We start from the raw sequence: 17,602 nt of genomic DNA, 5'->3' as shown, positions 1-17,602 counted from the left end.
CCATGCGAAGAAGAAGACTACGGGAACACCAGCTTAAAAACCATGCGAATCCCAACAAAAATCAGGAGAAAGGCAAAAGCCCTTAAGAGTTTACCATGGGCAACCTTGCGGGCAACCCGAACCCCCAGGTTGGCAAAGAGAATGGATAGGGGTGCTATGATGACAGCTACCAGAGAATTGACGAATCCCAGAGAAAAATCTGGCAGGAGCGGATGACCCCAACCATGAACCACATAGGTAAGTGCCCCGAACAGGGATGAAACGACTATAAGAGCGCTGGAACATCCGACAGCCAGGTGAGCGGGCATCTGAAGCAGTATTACCATCATCGGGACAGCTATGACGCCGCCGCCAATCCCGAAAAAGGCACTGAAACCACCGCCAACAAGACCGACCCCCACAAGGTGAGACCGAGGAATGACCGTGTCACGTTCGGGGGGAAGATAAGGTTTGGCAAAAAACATGCGCAAGGCCACCGTCATGAGCATCCCACCGAAAAGACCCTTGAGCCAGGCCCCAGAAAGGAAAGCGGCAACGGTGCCGCCAAGAAAAGCCCCCAGGATGCCGCCAGCAACAAGCCAAACAACCTGATGCCAGTTGACGTTACCGTGCCGGCGGTGCATCAGGGTACTGCTTACTGCCGTAGGAATAATAATGGCCAGGCTAGTACCGAAGGCCAGATGAGGGACAATGTCAGGATGAAAACCAGCTAAGGGAAAGGCCCACAGAAAAAGGGGAACCAAAATCACGCCACCGCCAATCCCCAGCAGGCCGGCCAAAAAGCCGGCACATGAGCCAAGAACAATAAAGGTGACCAAGATATGGAGGGAGAAAAGAGACATTGGCGATTCCAATGAAAAAAGCCAGCCGGAAAGGCTGGCTTGGCTTTCAATTGGAGGCCCCGACCAGATTTGAACTGGTGATGGAGGTTTTGCAGACCTCTGCCTTACCGCTTGGCGACGGGGCCGATAATTACCAAAAAGTAAACAACCTTCAAGGCCCGGTATTGATAGCAAATCACCTTGCCGGTGTCAAGGAAAAAACTGGGGTGAAGACCTTTGTTTTCAGGCCAGTACAGACAGTCTTCTGATCACTTCGGTCTGGGTCACACCTTCCACCGCGACCTCACCGGCGATCACCAGAGAGACCAGGGTAAACAGAGAGTTCATGTCTCTTATTTCCTGAACATTACCCTCAATGGCGCTGGAATAGATTTTTTCCCAATCACTCTGAGATAGCTGTCCCACCTGTTGGGCTCTTTCGAGTAAGTGGTAAAATGAAGGCATAAAATCTCCATTTGTCAGGATGGGGAATCCCCTCTTGGGTTTATCAATAACCAGCAAATTGGTTCAGGTCACGAAATGTGACGTTCTTAAGGGATGAAACGACCGATACGCCCAGAGATTCCAAAAAGGATTTCGGATAGCTATTGGACACGGCCAGAACGGAGAGACCTGCCCCTCTGGCCGAGTCGATTCCAGCAGGTGTATCTTCGATGGCAAGGATGACACCAGGGGAGGAATCTCCGAGGGACGCCCTTTTCCTGAGACGTGCCACGGCAAGAAGATAGCTTTCCGGATCCGGCTTGCTGTGACGAACGTCGTCAGCCGTCACCATGGCGGAAAAATGGTGGGCAATTCCAAGTCCATCAAGGATAGGATCGATGTCACTACGCAAAGCGCCGCTGCACAAGGCAACAGGCAATGTGGTAGCCAGCGTCTCGACAAGTTCGAGGACGCCGGGATAAGGGGTTACGCCCTTAGAGGCAATACGCTGAAAGGCGGCTGCTTTTTGGTCGATGAGATGGTGCAGGTCCGCCTCTGCCAGGGTTTTCCCTACCCCTTTAAAAAAAGCACGGAAACCATCCCGGTCATCGAAGCCCATATAATGTTCGCGATATTCCTGCCAGGTGCAGGAGATGCCGAATGGACTTAGTACCTCCATAAAGGCCCTGTGGTGCAGAGGTTCCGTATCCACGATGACCCCGTCGAAATCAAAAATTACGGCTTTAAGCATTTAGAGTTTTTCCTCCACGGATCGTATTTTTCCGGCCATGGTGTGGCGAGGCAGATCGCGACGATCATCAATCTTGATGAGAGTGGAGACCCTGACGGCGCCGGACTCAAAAGGACTTTCATGCATCTGCCGGACGACAGCCAGAATGTCATCCAGGTCTCCCTCGATGACGGTCCCCATCGGGGTCAACTGGTAGGTGAGACCTGAGCTTCGAATAACCTCCAGGCATCCGGCAACAAAGGCAGACACGCTGGGAGTAGCGGTTCCCAATGGCGTAATACTTACTTCCACGACGGCCATGTACAACCTCCCTGATTAATGGTCAACACGAATCCAGATACGCCCTTCTCCCTGGGAATTGTGCGTGTGCAGACGCACAATGGACGAACTGACCTCGTCTGCCTGCTGAAGCTGCTGCCCCAGATCGACCCATTGACCGGGGGACAACGCAACTGTCGTGCTGAGCTCCTGAAATTCAAGGGTCTCTTCGCCCTGTGGTCCCAACGCCATCATGTGTGGGACCACTTCAAGAAATATTTTTTGACCAAGAATCTTGGGGCGAACCCAGAAGCCGGTCGTTACCGATTTATATTCAACAGTCCGTGAAAATGCCCGGTGCTTACCGGCGACTACAGCTATTTCCGTGGTAAAAGGAACCTCCCGTCCAATGACAAGAAGCGCCGCTTCACCCTCGAGGACACGCAAGAAAGATTCCGTTGCCTGCTGTCTGTTGCCCAGAGTACGCGTGCCGCCCGCGTAAATTTGTTCAGGTCCGGAGAGGACAAGGCCTGTCCTGGTCGCTCCGTCTCCCCCTGCCCTTTCCTGTCTGACGCTGATCTTCAGGGTTTTCCTTGGGGTGTCCAAAGTCGTGACAAGATCGGTAAGATCCGACAGACGATCTGGTGACGCATGCAGAATCAGCACGGAATCGTTCCCTGTCACATTTTCTCCCTCCCTGAGCAAGGGAGTGATCAAGGGCAGAATATCTCCGGCGAATCGATGCTGAAGCTGAATGACCCGAAACGCCTCGCTTCGCGCCTCCACAGGAGGCCCCACCAGCGAACAGACTAGAACAATCAACCAGAACCACTGGCAGGACGGTTTGAAGGACAGGTCACAAAACATCGGAACCCTCAGTTTTATCGGATCTCAACCACTTTTTTCACCATCCAGGCGATGCACAGCAGCCCGGCAACCAGGCTCAGAAAAAACACCCACATGGGTGAGTACTGCGGCACGACGACTAATGACCGAACTGAAAAATACGGCTCGTGGAAACCCATACGCACGTAGGCGCGCATAAAAGACATCAGAAACACCAGAACAACAGCAAGGCCGGTGGTGAGATAGACTTTTTTCTTGAGCCCCGTCACCAGAACAAGGATTGCAAGGATCAGGCCCAATAGAAAGATGAGAGTCGCCACGGTGTCGCCTCCCATAAAAATCAGCATCACCTTTTTGGGCAGAGCCATCAGGAACCACAGTCCCAAAAGAATCTGCACCATGGTCAGCCAGGTAAAGGCATTCATGCCCAACCGCACGACCGCATCCGCCATTTCCCTGTCGCGATTTTCTTTCAACTTACCGAATAGGGCAACAAAGAGGCCTCCAACAGCAAGGGCGCCGATCATGAAATGCAGATAGCGCGGTATCAGGGTGGGATCGGACAGATTGAGCAGGGTCCCGGCGGCGTTCTGAAAATAGGCCACCCACTGGGTTGGTAACAGCATCAGGGTCATGTTGTTGGTATAGATGAAGGCAATGACAAAAAAGATGAGAAGAGACATCGCCAGAAAAACCGTCCCTGCCTTACCCAGGGAGTTAAAGCGAAAATCATACAGGTACAGGGCATAGTAGGCCAGGATAAGGAGAGGAATAACGGCCAGCCAGAAGACCGCCATCAGAATGGAACTGACATAAAGAAAATGTCCGTACAGAACCTGGTTGAATAACAGGGGCGCGACACCGAAATTTACCGTAAAAGCAACCAGAAAGGGCAGGATTTTGGCCAACTCATGGGCAAGCCGATGTGACGGCTCATCCGCCCGGAACCGGGCATAGAGCGCGAGCGCGGCGGAACCGACCATCGCATTCATGGCCAACAGGTGAAAAGGCAAGGTCAGAAGCAATAAAAACTGAAACCAGCCCCAGGCCACCGGGAGTGTATCGGGTGTTGGAATAAGTGGGCTCATCACATAACCTCCCGGGATTCTTCCATAAGATAGTCGGCCAAGGCGTCCTTTTCCTCGTCACTCGCCTGCAGCGGCGGCATGGCCGGATTCAGGGCATCGAGTTGGTCGAGGGCCTGGCGCAGGCGCATTCGATCCCAACCTTCAATTTTTGGTAGCAGAGGATTGTAGTCTGCTGTCAGGCTGTGGCACATGGAACAGTGCGTCTCGAAGACGGATTCACCCAGATGGTGTGGCGTTCCCATAACTTTCGATTCAGGCGAATGCAGCGCCAGGATGAAATCACTCAAATGCTCTTTCTCCAACTCCGAGCCATTGAAGTCAGGCATCGCCGGATTGAGGCCACTCAGGTTATCCATGCCCAGGCGGATTTTATCCCGCGACCAGCCGATCGTCTTGGTTTTGATCAGCTCCGCCTCATGGCAGAATACGCAATTGTCAGCAAATAGTTGCTCACCGGGACTCATCTCAGCGACACCTCCCGTCACCAGAACTGCCGATGCCATCGATTTGCCCTGCAGACCGCTATAGATATAAGTCGCCAAAGCCCTCAGCTCGTCAGACGTTCCGGCAAAGGGGGGCATGAAATAGCGTCGATCGTGAATGGTTTCCAGATAATTGACCAGAACGGGGAAGCTCATGTTCGCTGTGCGCGGAAGAATGTCGTTATTAAAACCGCCGATGGTGTGACAGGCATAACATTGGTTTTTGAAGAGATCCTGGCCGATTTCAAGCAAGCTTTCCTCGTGAAATTCCTGAATGCGAACCCATTTGGCGTTTTGCAGGAAACCTTCGGTGTTCAGACGTTCTACATCTTTCTTGTAAATACTGTTGGAATACATGATTTCGTTGAGAACATAGGGACGTCTGGCCCCCTCCCGCGTCCATTCGAAAGAGCCCATGAACAAAAAGGCGCAAACCATGACGACGGTGGCATAGATGCCATTATGGCGGGCAGGTTTGGTCAGGGTCAGCAGAAGACTGACGATCAGGATGCCGACGATGGCGTAGGTTCCATAGGACAGGGCTCGGGAAATCGTTGGCGAAGCCCCCTTAACCAGTTCCATGGCAGGTTGCGGCAGTACGGAAACATACCAGATACCGCTGGGAAGTGCTGCCAGCAGAGCGCCGAGAACCCATTTACCAGAAAAAACCGTCATGGTGCGTTTCAGGGTGGCATCCTTGATAAACGCCGTGGTTACGAAAGCATAGGAGCCGGCCATCATCAAGGCGACAAAGGTGCGGAAAAACAGGGCTGGCCAGAAAGTCGGATTAAAGAAGCCTGACCAGAAGTCACCGTCCTGAAGCCATCCTCCAGGCGTTAGCATGAAACCAATAATGCCATTGATGATGAAGAGGCTTATCCAGGCGGCAACAAAATAAATCCAGCCGATAATCTGGTGGTTGCGGTGATCCATTCGACCAAAGGTGTAAAAGTAGATAAACAGGGCCACGATTTCCACCAGGAAAAAGACCCATTCCGTGGCCCAGGCAAAGACAAAGGTGTGAATCAGAAAAGACGTCGCGGAAGGATGAACCAGAGAGATGATAAACCAGATCGCCACACCGGTCAGCCCGCCGAAAACCATGGTCACCAGCAGAAAAAACTTGGTGTGTTTTTTCGTGAAGTCGAGAATACCCCGATCGTGTTCCCTGATTCCCTTGCGTTCGGCAAGAACCAGGTAAAGACCGCCGCCAACAGCAAAATGAGAAACAAAGACATGAATGATCGCGATCAAAGCGATCATTGTCCCTCCGCCGATTTCAGGCAGATACCACATGGGATAATTCATATAAAAAACTCCTTGCTGCAAAGCCCAAAAGCTATACATCAATTACCGGATCTGAAAGATTAAAAATAATAACATGATATGGAGAAAAATCTTAATCTGTCTTTGCTGCCCAATCCTGATTTTTTTGCTGGGTGGCAATAAGCGCAGATCGACATCGAGTGATGGGTACTGTTGCTTCTGATTGAAGGTTCAGAACATTGTACTACCTGAATAGCGCATTTCGGCAATCAGGGGCAGATGATCGGAGGCGCTGCGCGCCAACTCCGAACTAGGGACCTCGATGCCGGTTACTTCAAGCCCTGGGCTTGTAAAGATGTGGTCGATGCGCACCGCCGGGAAACGGCCGGAATAGGTGCCTCTGGGGCGGTGGCTGGGCGCCTCAATCTGTACGTCCTTGAGGCGCCCGGCGAGTCGGCGGCACACAGCCGATGAAGGCAGTGCGTTGAAGTCGCCGCACAGAATAACGGGTTCCCGGCACTGTTCGTGTGCCAGCCAGTCACCGCCGAGCAAAGCCATCACTTGCTCCATGCGTTCACGCGGATGCAGTCCCAGATGAGTATTGATGACCTGAATTTCCATGCCGTTCAGCTCGATTGCGACCCAGAGTGCCCCACGCGGTTCCAGATGCGGTTTGTCGGCAAGGCCCGGTAGCGGGCCAGCCTTTACCAGGCGTTGCGGCAGATGCGTCAAGATGGCATCGCCATAGCGTTCTTCTTCAATGTGCAGGGCGGGATGGAAATGAAACTCCATCTCCAGATAGTGGGCGATCAGATGGGCCTGGTCCATGCCAGCAGTGCGTGAGCGTCCGACGTCCAATTCCTGCAGGGCCACCACGTCCGGTCTGGCGCGGGCGATCACCCGGGCGATGCGTTCGGCATCGATTTTACCATCCATGCCTATGCAACTATGCACATTGTAGGTCATGACACGAAGAGTGTCCGTTGTCGTGGCAACTCCAAGTTCAGGTGCTGCGACAGGTTTGCGCTCCGGCTTTTGCAGATGCTGGAACGCCGCCTTGCGAAGATCGGTGGGACGCAGATAGGCATGTTGACGTTCAGCCAAGGGAGCGTCGATCGGCAGCAATGCAAACCCATTGGTCTCTTCGGGCGTTGCGCCGGCGTGGCCACCGTTCTCTTCGGCGAAGGTGATCGGTGTGATACCTTCGCGCCACCCAAGCAGGACAAAGTCGCCGGCATCCGGGTGCTCGCATAGTCGCAACAGGTCTTCGCCAAGCGAATCGATGAATGGATGCTTCGCTCCGAACAACGCCTCACAATCTTGCGGAAAGCGGTATTCGGCTTCTTCGGCGCGGGCACACCACCTGCCCGGAGCCTCCATCGTGAGCACAAGCGGAACCTTATGCGTGCGCGCCAGTTCGCGTGCGACCAAAGCGCTTTCATCACCAGTCAGTTTTCGCGGTGTGTAAACGTGGGCTACGGGTCCGAGAGCCGTGACGGCCGGTTCCTGCTCGTCAGACTCATCACCGTGGATACCAAGGACCGAGAACAGCCGCTGTATCTTGTTGCCGCCAAGAAAACGAACCCGCTGTGTCTGCACACTGCTCGCGCCTTCCGAGTCAATTTCCGGGGTGCTTGCGTTCAATACCCCAAAAGCTGCCCTCACGGCCTCTCCCAGGGGATACCCTTGAACTTGGTGGTAGGGGCGGACTCGCGCCTGCCCGTGATCGGAGTAGACCCAGACATCGTAATGTCGCCAGGCGGAATGGTTCGCGGCGCGCCACAGGCGAGCAACGGCGTCGTCGATTCCCTTCAATGTCCAGTGGGCAAAGAGCGAACGCGGCCCACGGCGATGCGATTGTTCGTCGTAACCGAGAAAGTTGATATGAATGATGGGTAAGCCACGGCTGATGTCGATTTTGCCGCCGATTACGCAGAGTTCACGCAGCAGGATGGAAATGCCAACTCGTGTCGGAATGAATTTTAACTCTTTCATGAAATCATGGCCGCTGACCAGACCGCGCACAAAATCAATAAACGACAGGCCCCACTCGAGCAGAAACAGGACCCCGACGCGTAGAAAGCTGGTGATATTGACGAGCAGAAAGGTCAAGATCACCAGCGGATTGGCGGCGCGCAAAGTCGGTCCCCAACCCATCGAGGACGGACAGAAATGGGTTTCGGCGGCGCCGCCGGTATAAATGTCCGCGTAGGCGCTGCCTCCCTTGAGCAGCGCCTCAATCCCATCGCTTGTATGCAGCGCCTCCACACCTGCCGCGGCGTCCGGCTCGTACATCCGCACGATTTGGCGCGTTTTATGGTCCCTGAAAGAGAATGCGGGGACCGCACCTTTGACGCCATAAAAAAGTTCAGCCTGAACCGCGGGTGTCGTCGACGGCAAGCCGGAATAGTGGGCATGAACCTGGTAGTGTTCACGCTGGATCAGTCGCCGTAAAAAAGGCAGCTCGCCGCGATCCAGGGCGCGTTCTAACTGTGGTTGAGAAAATCCATCGATCTGAATCATGATCAGCCCCGGTCGCGTTGGTGCCCCCTCCGAAACCGGCAACCGCAACAGCCGCGCCAGCCAGACACTGCGGCTGAGGTTCCGGCGCAGGCGCCGGAGCAAATTCTCAACTCGACCGACCATCATTCATCCTTTTCGGAAAACAGCTTGGTTCCCATGGCTGCTTCGCTCGCTACGGCCACACTTTTCAGGACATCCCACTCTGTTTTAATGAATTTCATGATCTCCTCCCAGCCCAATTCGTCTCGGTCTGCGTCAGTGATTGACCTGGATTTAAGGGATTCATAACAGGCCAGGGCTTTATCGGCAGAGTTGGGCATGGAAAAGGCCTCGGCTGTGGCAAGGGCAGCTTGCTTGAGGGCCTGCAGTTTCTCCGGAGGTTGTTCGAGCACCCACTGAAGAGCGGCGCTGAATACCGTGACTGTTTCCTCCGATAGTAGACGTCCATTCTGACTGTCTCTGACCACTTCGCGGGCACCGGGCGCATCGAGGGCAACGACCGGCAGACCGGCCGCCATGGCTTCCGTGAGTACCATGCCCTGGGTTTCGCTCCTCGAGGCGAAGGCGAACAGATCCATGGCGTGCAGGGCGTCGGTCAGCTGTTGCTGCTGCAGAACGCCGGCAATGTGCAAATGCGCTTCCATGCCGGAGCTGAAAAAGGCCTCCCGTATGGCGTCTTCGGACGGACCAGTCCCGACCACCAGAAAATAAGCCCGTCTGTTGCGGTTGATGAAATCAACAACCGCCCGGGTCAGAAATTCCAGGTTCTTCTCAGGCGCCAGGCGTCCTAGATGACCGACAACGAAAGCATCCACCGGAATTCCCAGCTCTCTACGCATGGACTCGCCATCTCCCCGGGCAAACTTTTCCAGGCAGACCCCGGTGGGCACCACGGCAATCGGTTTATTGACGCCACGGTCCAGCAACAGGTCGCGGATGCTTTCGCTGGGGGCGAAGACCTGGTCGCAGAGGTTTGCATAGCGGGTGGCAAGTTCAATCGTAAAACGTTTCAGGGCCGGAGAGTCACCAGGGACATAATGCGTATATTGCTCATACAGGGTGTGATGGGTGAAAACCAGCGGCAGTTCCCGGTGGCGGGCCAGGCGAAGCGCTGTGTTACCGAGCAGGAAGGGGTGTTGAGAATGTACAACGTCAGGGTCAAAAGCATCAATCCTCTCGCTGAGCTGCGGATGGACAGGCAGTGCGACTGAAAAATCACTGGCGTTGAAATTCTGGATGGCGGGGATTCGTACGACATCGATTTCGTCCTGGGGCATGCCGGGAAACTCCGGGGCGACGATCAGTACCCGATGTCCACGCTTGCGGTATTCCGCAGTGAACGCTTCCACCGATCGCGCCACGCCGCCGACGTGCGGGGTGAAGGTGTTCGTCAGTATGAGGATGTTCATCCGTCAAGATTCCTTTCCGATGAGGTCAATTGAGCCCGTTCCTTCGGTAGTGCTGACCGGTTCAAAACCAGACAGGCGGATCTCGATAGGTGGTGCCTGACGATGCCAATCACCTTGCCAAGCGACGCGCGGCGGGCGGCCAGTCTGCGGGGTGATGCTAAGGGATACCGCCCCAAAACTTGTCGGTGCCGGTCCGAACCGGATCGGCGCGTTCTGTTTAAGCCAACGTGCTGGAATACCGGCGCACAGGATGAGCCGGTCGCCCTCCTCGCGCACGAAACAGTTGCGGATCATCAGCGCCCACTCGGCAGCGGCCCAGACATGATGACCGTCTCCCATACAGCCGCCGCCGGTATGCGGATGGATCGCTTCCGGCCACTGGCCTGTCGGTGAAGCGAGGGCGGCGACGGCATCCATCACGTCGAGGTGACGTGGGTCGCCAGCGCGTAACAATACCTGCGCAATATGCAGGGTCAGGTAGGCGTTAAGACCTGAATGGATCATATCCTGATAAAACGCCCCCTTCACAAAACAGTTCCTGAGCAGAAACTCGACCGTATCAAGGAGCCGTGGATCGTCCGAAGAGCAGAGTTGTACCGGATAACCTAGCGCCAGTGATCCGATCGCGCCGGCATCCAGCCGTCGGTAGGGTGACGCGGGCATGCCCGGACGGCCAAGCCGCTTCGCGCAGGCCTCCAGACTTTGGTCCACGGCCCCCGTGAAGTTATCAGCGGCCTGGGCAAATTCTTTGCTTTGAACGGGATCCTGTTCCTGGAACATGGCCGCCGCCGCCCGCAGACCGGCGATTCCCCAGAAGTCATCCCAATAGTAATAATCGTTGGGGCCCAGATGCTCGGCGCTGAAACCGGCCGGCAACAGGCCGGCATGGGGGGTGCCCAGATCATCGGCGAGTCGCTTGCGGATGATCCAGCGGGCACCACGCTGCGCAGGTGCCTGCCAGTCGGAGGGAAACGGTCGACCCGTCAACGCGAGGAAGCGCTGTAGAATCCATAACACCTGACCGTTGGAATCCCATTCGCCTTCCTGTGAGCGGAAATAACCGAGCGCCGTCTGCCGCTCCGGGAAGCGCGCCAGGGCGCGTTCGGCGCGTTCAGTCAGGCCGACGCACAGGAGTGCATGGATAATGAAAGCGGCATCGCGGAACCAGAACCGCTTGTAGGTGAATGGGCCAGGATAGACGTCATCCGGCGAGTGCAGAATCAATGAGGTGATGGCGGCGTCGTAGAGAAACTGATAGAGCGGCTCCGGACAGGTGAGTTTGCAATGATCGCGATGCACGGTGCTCCAGGCATCAGAGGGGAGCCGTTTGGACCCTGTGGCCGCGAGCGAAATGGTGGCGGTCATTTCAGCCGGCTTGCCGGCTTTGATCGGAAAAAGGGCCGCCGCGGTGACCATGCCCACGTCACAACTACCCTCGGTCTGGTCATCGCGGTCATGGAGATGAATGTACACGTCGCCGTTGCGATAATCAGAGACATGGTGACGTCGGGCGGCACAGCTGAAATCGACCCGGTATGACTGGTCGACTGTCCAAGCCGTGCGTTCACTGGATAGCTGAACCTGATGAATGAAACTGATGCCTTCCGGGTTGTAAGGGCGCAGCGCCAGCACCAGCCAGGCGTTGGCGTCGGCCCTGGCCTTTAAATGCAGTTTGCAGACCGGAACTCCCGACTCGAGTTGCACCCAGGCGCTGCTGGTCAGGGACAACCCCTGCATGGCAGTCTCGGAGGTGATACGAACCCCGTCGTCCATCTCCTGTCGCTGATTGAATTCGGCGGCGCGGGAAGGCAGCAGGCAGCGGCCATCCTCGGTCTGCAGCCAACTTTGCAATGACCCGCCATCGAGAAAAGGGGTGAGCAGACCACGGGGATCGACAATCGGCAGCTCTTCGCAGTCAGGATAACCGATTGCCGTCCAGTTGCGGTGGGTGAGATTGATATGGGTGATCGAGAAGGCGCGTGGGATAAAGGAGATGTCCCTCGGGTCGAACTGACGTTCAATCCAGTAGGGCCATACCCAGTCCAGGTTATGCTGAATAACCCGGCTGTTGATCAGGCCGCGGGCGTGAAACACCACGCCGGCTCGCAGCAGTTCGATCGGTTCTCCCACTTCAGACGGCTGGGCAAAACTGTGCAACCGCGCCAGCAGGGCGATGGGATCAAGGAATCCCTTCTGTCGTGCGATTCGCCGGATGACGAACCGCCAGGGTAGCCATTTCATCCAAATCACGGTGGTTTTTCCTTAATGGCGCCGGTATCTGTATAGCGGGACAGCGCGCGACGTGCGAGCCGGTTCAAAAAGATGACCGCGACTACAGCGGCAATGAAACCGACGCCATAAAGGGCCCATTGCAGCGGAGTCCGGTCCAGATTGCGCGCACCAAGAGTGGTAATGTCGGCAGCGATCGAGCCGAGGTAGACATTGTGAACTGAGTAAGGGATGAAACCCAGCAGCGATCCGACGACGAAACCTCGCAAGGAGAAAGATGTCAGACCGAAAAAATAGTTGGAGATTTTGCTGGGAAAGAATGGGATCAGTCGCGTCAGCAATACGATCTTCCAGCCGTGGGGCGTCAGTTCCTCACTCACCACCTGCAGCTTGGCGCGGGACATGACAAATGCCTTGGCGCGCTGACCAAACAGATGGCGAGCGATCAGGAATGCCAGAGTCGCCCCGAGGGTCGTTCCCAGCACGACAACAAGGGAACCTTCGACGACGCCGAACACGAAACCAGCACCGGTGGTGAACAGCACTCCTGGAAAGACCAGCAGTACCACTACCGCCATGATCAGGATGACCAGGAGCGGCGCCCAGGCGCCCAGTGTGTCGAACCATTCCAGCAGGCGCAACACCTGTTCATGGGCGTCGAAGTAAATCAGTACGGCGAGTAGCGCAGCGACGAACAGAATACTGGCTGCAACGCTCCATAGTGGTGACTTCATGCGGATGCTGAAACGCTTAAGCATGGTCTATTCCATCACCTGGGTGCAAAAAGTTTCACCAACATCTTCGAGTAATAAAGCCTTTGCAACACTCTTAGTTTTCATTTGCATTTAACTCCGTAGAACAAGAATTTGACCTTCCCTTCCCTTCCCTTAGCTGGATTGACATCTTTCGGATAAGTAAACAGAGGGACAGTGAATATTCACAGCCCCAGCGTTCGCCCCCAGTTGCTTTCCACCGCGTACGTCATGCACTGCTCAAAAATTGCATAGGAAAATTTCGGACAGCGGATTCCTGCTGGCGACAGAGTACGCGCAGCCCGGCTGTCATCAAATATCCGCGTATCTTCGATATAAGGCTGATAGGCTTCCATGTAACGCAGGAAAAGATGATCTAAAGCACCTGACGTTGGGTCTTGCTGTGCCTGTTGCGCTGAGACACCATCAACACCCATCCCCGATACCTTGAGGAATCTTCCAGCAAATGAAACCAGGTCAGTAAGTGGGGTGTTCTGCGTATTGACGATGTGAAAAATTCCTTCTTTTTCGGTAACATTCATAAGTTCAAGAATGGCATCGGTACAATAATCAATCGGGATTAGGTTCACACCCGTTCCCTGCCGTTTCTGGAAATGAATAGGCATGTGAAGCGTTTGGGTGGTGGAATCCAGTGAGATACCCATCTTCCTCGCCTGTGTGCCCGCGTTTTCCAGGAGATCCTTCTTGAATAGGTCACGGAGGTAGGCGATGGAACGAACAGGGTGATAAAGGGCGTTGAACCTAAAGGTCCTGCCTGTGAGGGAGTTCCCGTAAACGACTGAAGGACGATAGATAGAAAGACGCAAGCCCTTGCGGTTGCAGAATTCCCGAAGCAGAATTTCCGCCTGGTGCTTGGACTCTTCGTAGGGATTGAAAAAATCGTGAGCAGGAGAGATGCACTCCCTGCAGGGGGTCTGGGTCCCCTCCCCTACATAGGCCGTACTGATGGCATGAATGTGGCGGCAGATACCTCGGTCCACGAATGAAAGGATATTTTTGAGTCCGATGAGATTGGTTTGAAATATTTCGTTGCGTTTTTTTTCAGAGAAAGACGTACTGCCTGCAGCATGAACAATTTCCTCTATGTTGGCCTTCAGGAAGCGGGCATCATCCAAAGACAGGTTCAGGTCGGGATCATCCAGATTACCGACGAAAACCTTAATGCGCGCACGCGCGGCCGGGGAAAGCCCGAGCCAGTCCGCAATCCGATTCCAGCGATCATACGCTGTGGTGCCTTCCGCGTTTAAAGCGCGGATCAACAGAAAGACCGAGTGCCCTGCTTCCGCCAGTGCGCCGGCAAGATGGCTGCCGATGAAACCCGTGGCTCCGGTTACAAGCAGACGTTTTTCCGGTTTTGAGCGGCATCGCGTCATAGTGAATATAGGAGATTTTCCTTTCGGCAGCATCCTTGGTTCAAGGTGTACCGGATCCACTGAACACCGGTCACCGTGGCGGATGTTTTTTCAATCAATGCTGCGGCTTCACCCAGTGCCATCCGGGAGCGCTGGATTTCGTCCGGATCGTTTTGATCAAGGTAGAAGTCATATTCCAGAAAAGCACGCTTGCCTAGATCAAGGGGTGAGACAAAACCAAAGTCATTCTTCAAATTGAAGGAATCAGCGATCCGTTTGAATCCACTCACAAGGACGCCAATCACTCCGGGTTTGTCGAGAGGGACATAAAGAATCAACGGGAGCAGGTGTTTCTCCCGTCCCATCCGGGAGCTGAGAATTCGGAACATGTTGAGCCAGACGAGATCGGTCATCTCCGGCCGTTCATAGAGTCGCGTATAGGCGATCCGAAGGTCTTCGGGAACGACGCTGGCATGAGTCTCGGGTGAGGGCTCCAACGCGGCCTCAACCAAGGGTTGCAGATCACTGCGTGCCAAAAGATGACTGAGCGGCAGTCCATCCCCGTCGCCCAAGGGTTGCAGAATATCGGCGAGGGTATCATGACTTTTTCCCGATGCCGGCGAAAGGTTCGACAGCCCCAGCATCAGGGTGCGGAACAGGTCATTGGATAGGATAGTCCGGTTCATGCTTTGCACTGCGGCACGATCCTTGGCGTCCCCCAGAACCATCACCATGAAAGGGGCCCGAAGCATACTTTCGGTGAAATCCTTCACAGTGCGGGCCAGCGTGGCGACTGGTGACATGAAAGCAGCGATATAATCGGCTCCCAGCACCCCAAGCCCGAAGCCGATTCTCCGGATGGACAATTCCCGAACCAGGATCAAGCCTTCCTGAAGGCTCTCCACCGGAACCAGGAATCCCTCCTCGTCCGCTGTCGTCGGATACAACTTCATCTGGACGGAAGTGCAAATACCGGCCAAGGGGCGGTCTTCCCGGGCAAAACGATACAGATCCGGTTCTTTTTTGTCTTTGAGTCTGAAGCGATCACCTTGCGGATTGACGAATTCGGCATCCACATAGCCATCATCGAGTGTCCCGTAGCTGGTGCTGAAAAGGGACATGATCCCGGAGCACATGAGATTGGCGCAAACCAAAGCCGCCGGTTCAGCCACGTTGACCCGGAATCCCCTGGCAAAGGCTTCTTTCTGAAGATCGAAGGCGGAAACGCCGGCCCCCACGGTGACACACCAGTTGTCTGTGTCGAAGTCCATGCTTTTCAGCCGCTGGGTGTCAATCAAGATGCCATCGGTCATGACAAACCCCATGACACTGGAGCCGTTGCCGCGAACCATGAATGGGATGCCGTACTTGTTAGCGACACGAACAATGCCCTCGACTTCTTCAACTGATTTTGGAAGGACCACGGCACGGGGAAGCTTGGGAATGGTCACCGGACAAGGGTCCGAGTAATAAGCGGTGGTGATGGCCGGGTCATTGGATGCCCATCTTGGGCCGGTTATTTCCTGAAGTTCAACAAGAAGGGGATCATTGCTTTTGAGCGACTTATCCTCGAATTCCAGCTGCACAGGTTTACCCGCCGCAAGATGGTCTTCGACATGTTTTTTAAGTTCTTTCATAACCGGCATGGGACGAAGTTCAGAGATAAAATGACACTGCAAATCACAGACTCCGCAAAGGGTGCATGTATCGGCAATATCCACGAGACGTTGCGTCACCGGAAGTTGTCCGGCCGCGACGGCCTTGACAAGGTCCATACGTCCCTGCGGATAATACGAGACGAAATGGTTTTCAGCCCCCGCCGGACAAATTCCTGTTCCAAGATAGTCGATCTTGCACATGGAATAGTGACGGCACTGAGCGGCGGTAAGAGCGGCCTCGTTTGAAATCATGGAAATCCTATATGAATTTAGGCGGAAGCCCTTCCGATAAAAATTCTTCTGCCTTCAATAAGGACCGGTGATTAATCAGGAAAAAACCACGATGGGGTCGGAGATAGCAACGGTTTTGACTTCTTTATCGGAAGGGGTTTAATCCCCTCTCTGAACCTGATTATCGCCCCGTATAGTTACGTTAAAGTCCAAGCTGCTTCATGGTTTCGCGCATGAAAGCTGGAAGATCTGAGGGTTGCCGGGACGTTACCAGATTGCCATCAACAACGACCTCTCTGTCCTCATAGCGCGCGCCGGCCTCTTTCAACTCATCGGCCACCGACTTGTAGCAGGTAGCACGTCGCCCCCTCAGGAGATCGGCGCTGATCAAGATCTGTGGCCCGTGACAGATGGCGGTAACCGGTTTACTGCCAGCAAAAAAGCTCCGGGCTATCTCCAGCGCTTTCGGATCTTTTCTCACTTCCACCGGCGCCTTCCCCCCGGGCAGGATCAGGATTGCATAGTCATCAGGATTGACTTCATCGATGGTTTTGTCCACGGTCACCTCGTACCCATGCTTGCCGGTGATCGCCCCCCGCTTCGGGGAAGCCACCGTCACTTCGACATCTACTTCTTTCAGGCGGTAATAAGGAACCAGCAGTTCAGAGTCTTCAAAATTGTCTGCACTTAAAATCAAGGCCTTCATATCTCCTCCTTAAATGAATGTGGATGCTGCTTTTCAGGCTATTATTCTATTTATTCTAAACGGGTCTCCAACCCTTTCAAGTCAATGTAAAAAAGAACCAATACATATTCAAAAACGCTCATTTATAGGCAGACCATCTGGTTATACGTTATCCAACGGAAACAGAGAGAGATCAGGAACAGAATCACCTATCTGCTGATCACAAAGGCAGCAAACTTTTACTAAGCACCTTTTGGCTGCCAGACTGTTCAGTTTGCCTTTATAATCAAAAATACGGATGCACAACGGAAGGCTTCCCTGCACCTCCGTAGAGGCTGTATAGTGCTGTCTTTGGTGAAGCGAAAGGCGCGGAATTCTCCATTCCATTTCAAATACTGGAATCGATGGTCCCGGATTTGATCTTGATGATTCAAGGGAGGATCAAATACTAAAACTCGGAGTCATGAATGACCCGCAGCCGTATACCCTTAAATTCCTGAGATTTTTCGGCAATTAACAGTATCAGGTATTTGGGAAAAATGGACATGCTGGCCTGTGGCAAGAGACTAACTTGGAGACAAAATACGATATTTTGTTAAAAAAAACCCGGCACCTCTCAAATTTTTGCAAAAAAAAAGGCCCGATCGTGATGATCAGGCCTTGTTTATTTTTATGGAGCGGGAAACGGGATTCGAACCCGCGACTTCAACCTTGGCAAGGTTGCACTCTACCACTGAGTTATTCCCGCTCATTTTTTGCCCGTCGTTGCGAGCGGGCCTATTAATA

Annotated in this window: 14 protein-coding genes and 2 tRNA genes; all 16 read right to left on the bottom strand. The window is 54.3% G+C overall.

The features are described 5' to 3' along the window. Positions 1 to 17: 17 nt before the first annotated feature. The 16 genes from AOP6_RS07585 to AOP6_RS07510 all read right to left on the bottom strand — a co-directional run bounded on the left by AOP6_RS07585 (position 18) and on the right by AOP6_RS07510 (position 17,564). A complete protein-coding gene (locus tag AOP6_RS07585; RefSeq protein ID WP_155876150.1) occupies positions 18 to 842 on the bottom strand; it encodes a sulfite exporter TauE/SafE family protein in 825 nt (274 codons plus the stop codon). Between the two features lie 51 nt (positions 843 to 893). Next, positions 894 to 967: transfer RNA gene (locus AOP6_RS07580), tRNA-Cys, on the bottom strand. A 97-nt stretch (positions 968 to 1,064) separates the two neighbouring features. Then, complete coding sequence (locus AOP6_RS07575; protein WP_155876149.1) at positions 1,065 to 1,286, bottom strand: hypothetical protein; 222 nt, start codon at positions 1,284 to 1,286, stop codon at positions 1,065 to 1,067. Between the two features lie 43 nt (positions 1,287 to 1,329). After that, entirely contained in the window at positions 1,330 to 2,016 is a 687-nt protein-coding gene (locus AOP6_RS07570) for an HAD family phosphatase (protein WP_155876148.1), read from the bottom strand. Then, positions 2,017 to 2,316: an MTH1187 family thiamine-binding protein gene (locus AOP6_RS07565; RefSeq protein WP_155876147.1), complete on the bottom strand. Its 300-nt coding sequence runs from the start codon at positions 2,314 to 2,316 to the stop codon at positions 2,017 to 2,019. A 15-nt stretch (positions 2,317 to 2,331) separates the two neighbouring features. Further along, positions 2,332 to 3,141 (bottom strand): hypothetical protein, encoded by an 810-nt coding sequence (locus AOP6_RS07560; RefSeq protein WP_155876146.1) that lies wholly within the window; start codon positions 3,139 to 3,141, stop codon positions 2,332 to 2,334. 14 nt (positions 3,142 to 3,155) lie between these two features. Beyond that, a complete protein-coding gene (locus AOP6_RS07555) occupies positions 3,156 to 4,208 on the bottom strand; it encodes a hypothetical protein (protein WP_155876145.1) in 1,053 nt (350 codons plus the stop codon). After that, the gene (locus AOP6_RS07550) at positions 4,208 to 5,998 is read right to left on the bottom strand and encodes a c-type cytochrome (RefSeq protein WP_213194824.1); all 1,791 of its coding nucleotides are present in this window, start codon (positions 5,996 to 5,998) and stop codon (positions 4,208 to 4,210) included. Before AOP6_RS07550 ends, AOP6_RS07555 begins: the two co-directional genes overlap by 1 nt. A gap of 189 nt (positions 5,999 to 6,187) precedes the next feature. Further along, positions 6,188 to 8,479, bottom strand: coding sequence for an endonuclease/exonuclease/phosphatase family protein (locus AOP6_RS07545; protein ID WP_213194823.1), 2,292 nt, complete (start codon positions 8,477 to 8,479; stop codon positions 6,188 to 6,190). A 122-nt stretch (positions 8,480 to 8,601) separates the two neighbouring features. Further along, on the bottom strand, positions 8,602 to 9,888 hold the full coding sequence (locus tag AOP6_RS07540; protein WP_155876142.1) for a glycosyltransferase: 1,287 nt from the start codon (positions 9,886 to 9,888) through the stop codon (positions 8,602 to 8,604). Between the two features lie 3 nt (positions 9,889 to 9,891). After that, positions 9,892 to 12,129 carry a hypothetical protein gene (locus AOP6_RS07535; RefSeq protein WP_346015140.1) on the bottom strand — a complete coding sequence of 746 codons (2,238 nt, stop codon included), beginning with the start codon at positions 12,127 to 12,129 and terminating at the stop codon, positions 9,892 to 9,894. A gap of 5 nt (positions 12,130 to 12,134) precedes the next feature. After that, on the bottom strand, positions 12,135 to 12,875 hold the full coding sequence (locus AOP6_RS07530; protein WP_213194821.1) for a TVP38/TMEM64 family protein: 741 nt from the start codon (positions 12,873 to 12,875) through the stop codon (positions 12,135 to 12,137). A gap of 179 nt (positions 12,876 to 13,054) precedes the next feature. After that, positions 13,055 to 14,296: an SDR family oxidoreductase gene (locus AOP6_RS07525; RefSeq protein WP_155876140.1), complete on the bottom strand. Its 1,242-nt coding sequence runs from the start codon at positions 14,294 to 14,296 to the stop codon at positions 13,055 to 13,057. Beyond that, positions 14,260 to 16,152, bottom strand: coding sequence for an FAD-binding protein (locus tag AOP6_RS07520; RefSeq protein WP_155876139.1), 1,893 nt, complete (start codon positions 16,150 to 16,152; stop codon positions 14,260 to 14,262). The genes AOP6_RS07525 and AOP6_RS07520 overlap by 37 nt, the downstream gene beginning before the upstream one ends. 181 nt (positions 16,153 to 16,333) lie before the next feature. Further along, the gene (locus AOP6_RS07515) at positions 16,334 to 16,837 is read right to left on the bottom strand and encodes a type 1 glutamine amidotransferase domain-containing protein (RefSeq protein ID WP_155876138.1); all 504 of its coding nucleotides are present in this window, start codon (positions 16,835 to 16,837) and stop codon (positions 16,334 to 16,336) included. A gap of 652 nt (positions 16,838 to 17,489) precedes the next feature. Beyond that, positions 17,490 to 17,564 (bottom strand) — tRNA-Gly (locus AOP6_RS07510). Between the last annotated feature and the right edge of the window lie 38 nt (positions 17,565 to 17,602).

This window comes from Desulfuromonas sp. AOP6 (assembly GCF_009731355.2).
In the GTDB taxonomy this organism is placed as follows: Bacteria; Desulfobacterota; Desulfuromonadia; order Desulfuromonadales; family SZUA-540; genus SZUA-540.
This window is presented reverse-complemented; position numbering and strand designations above follow the sequence as displayed.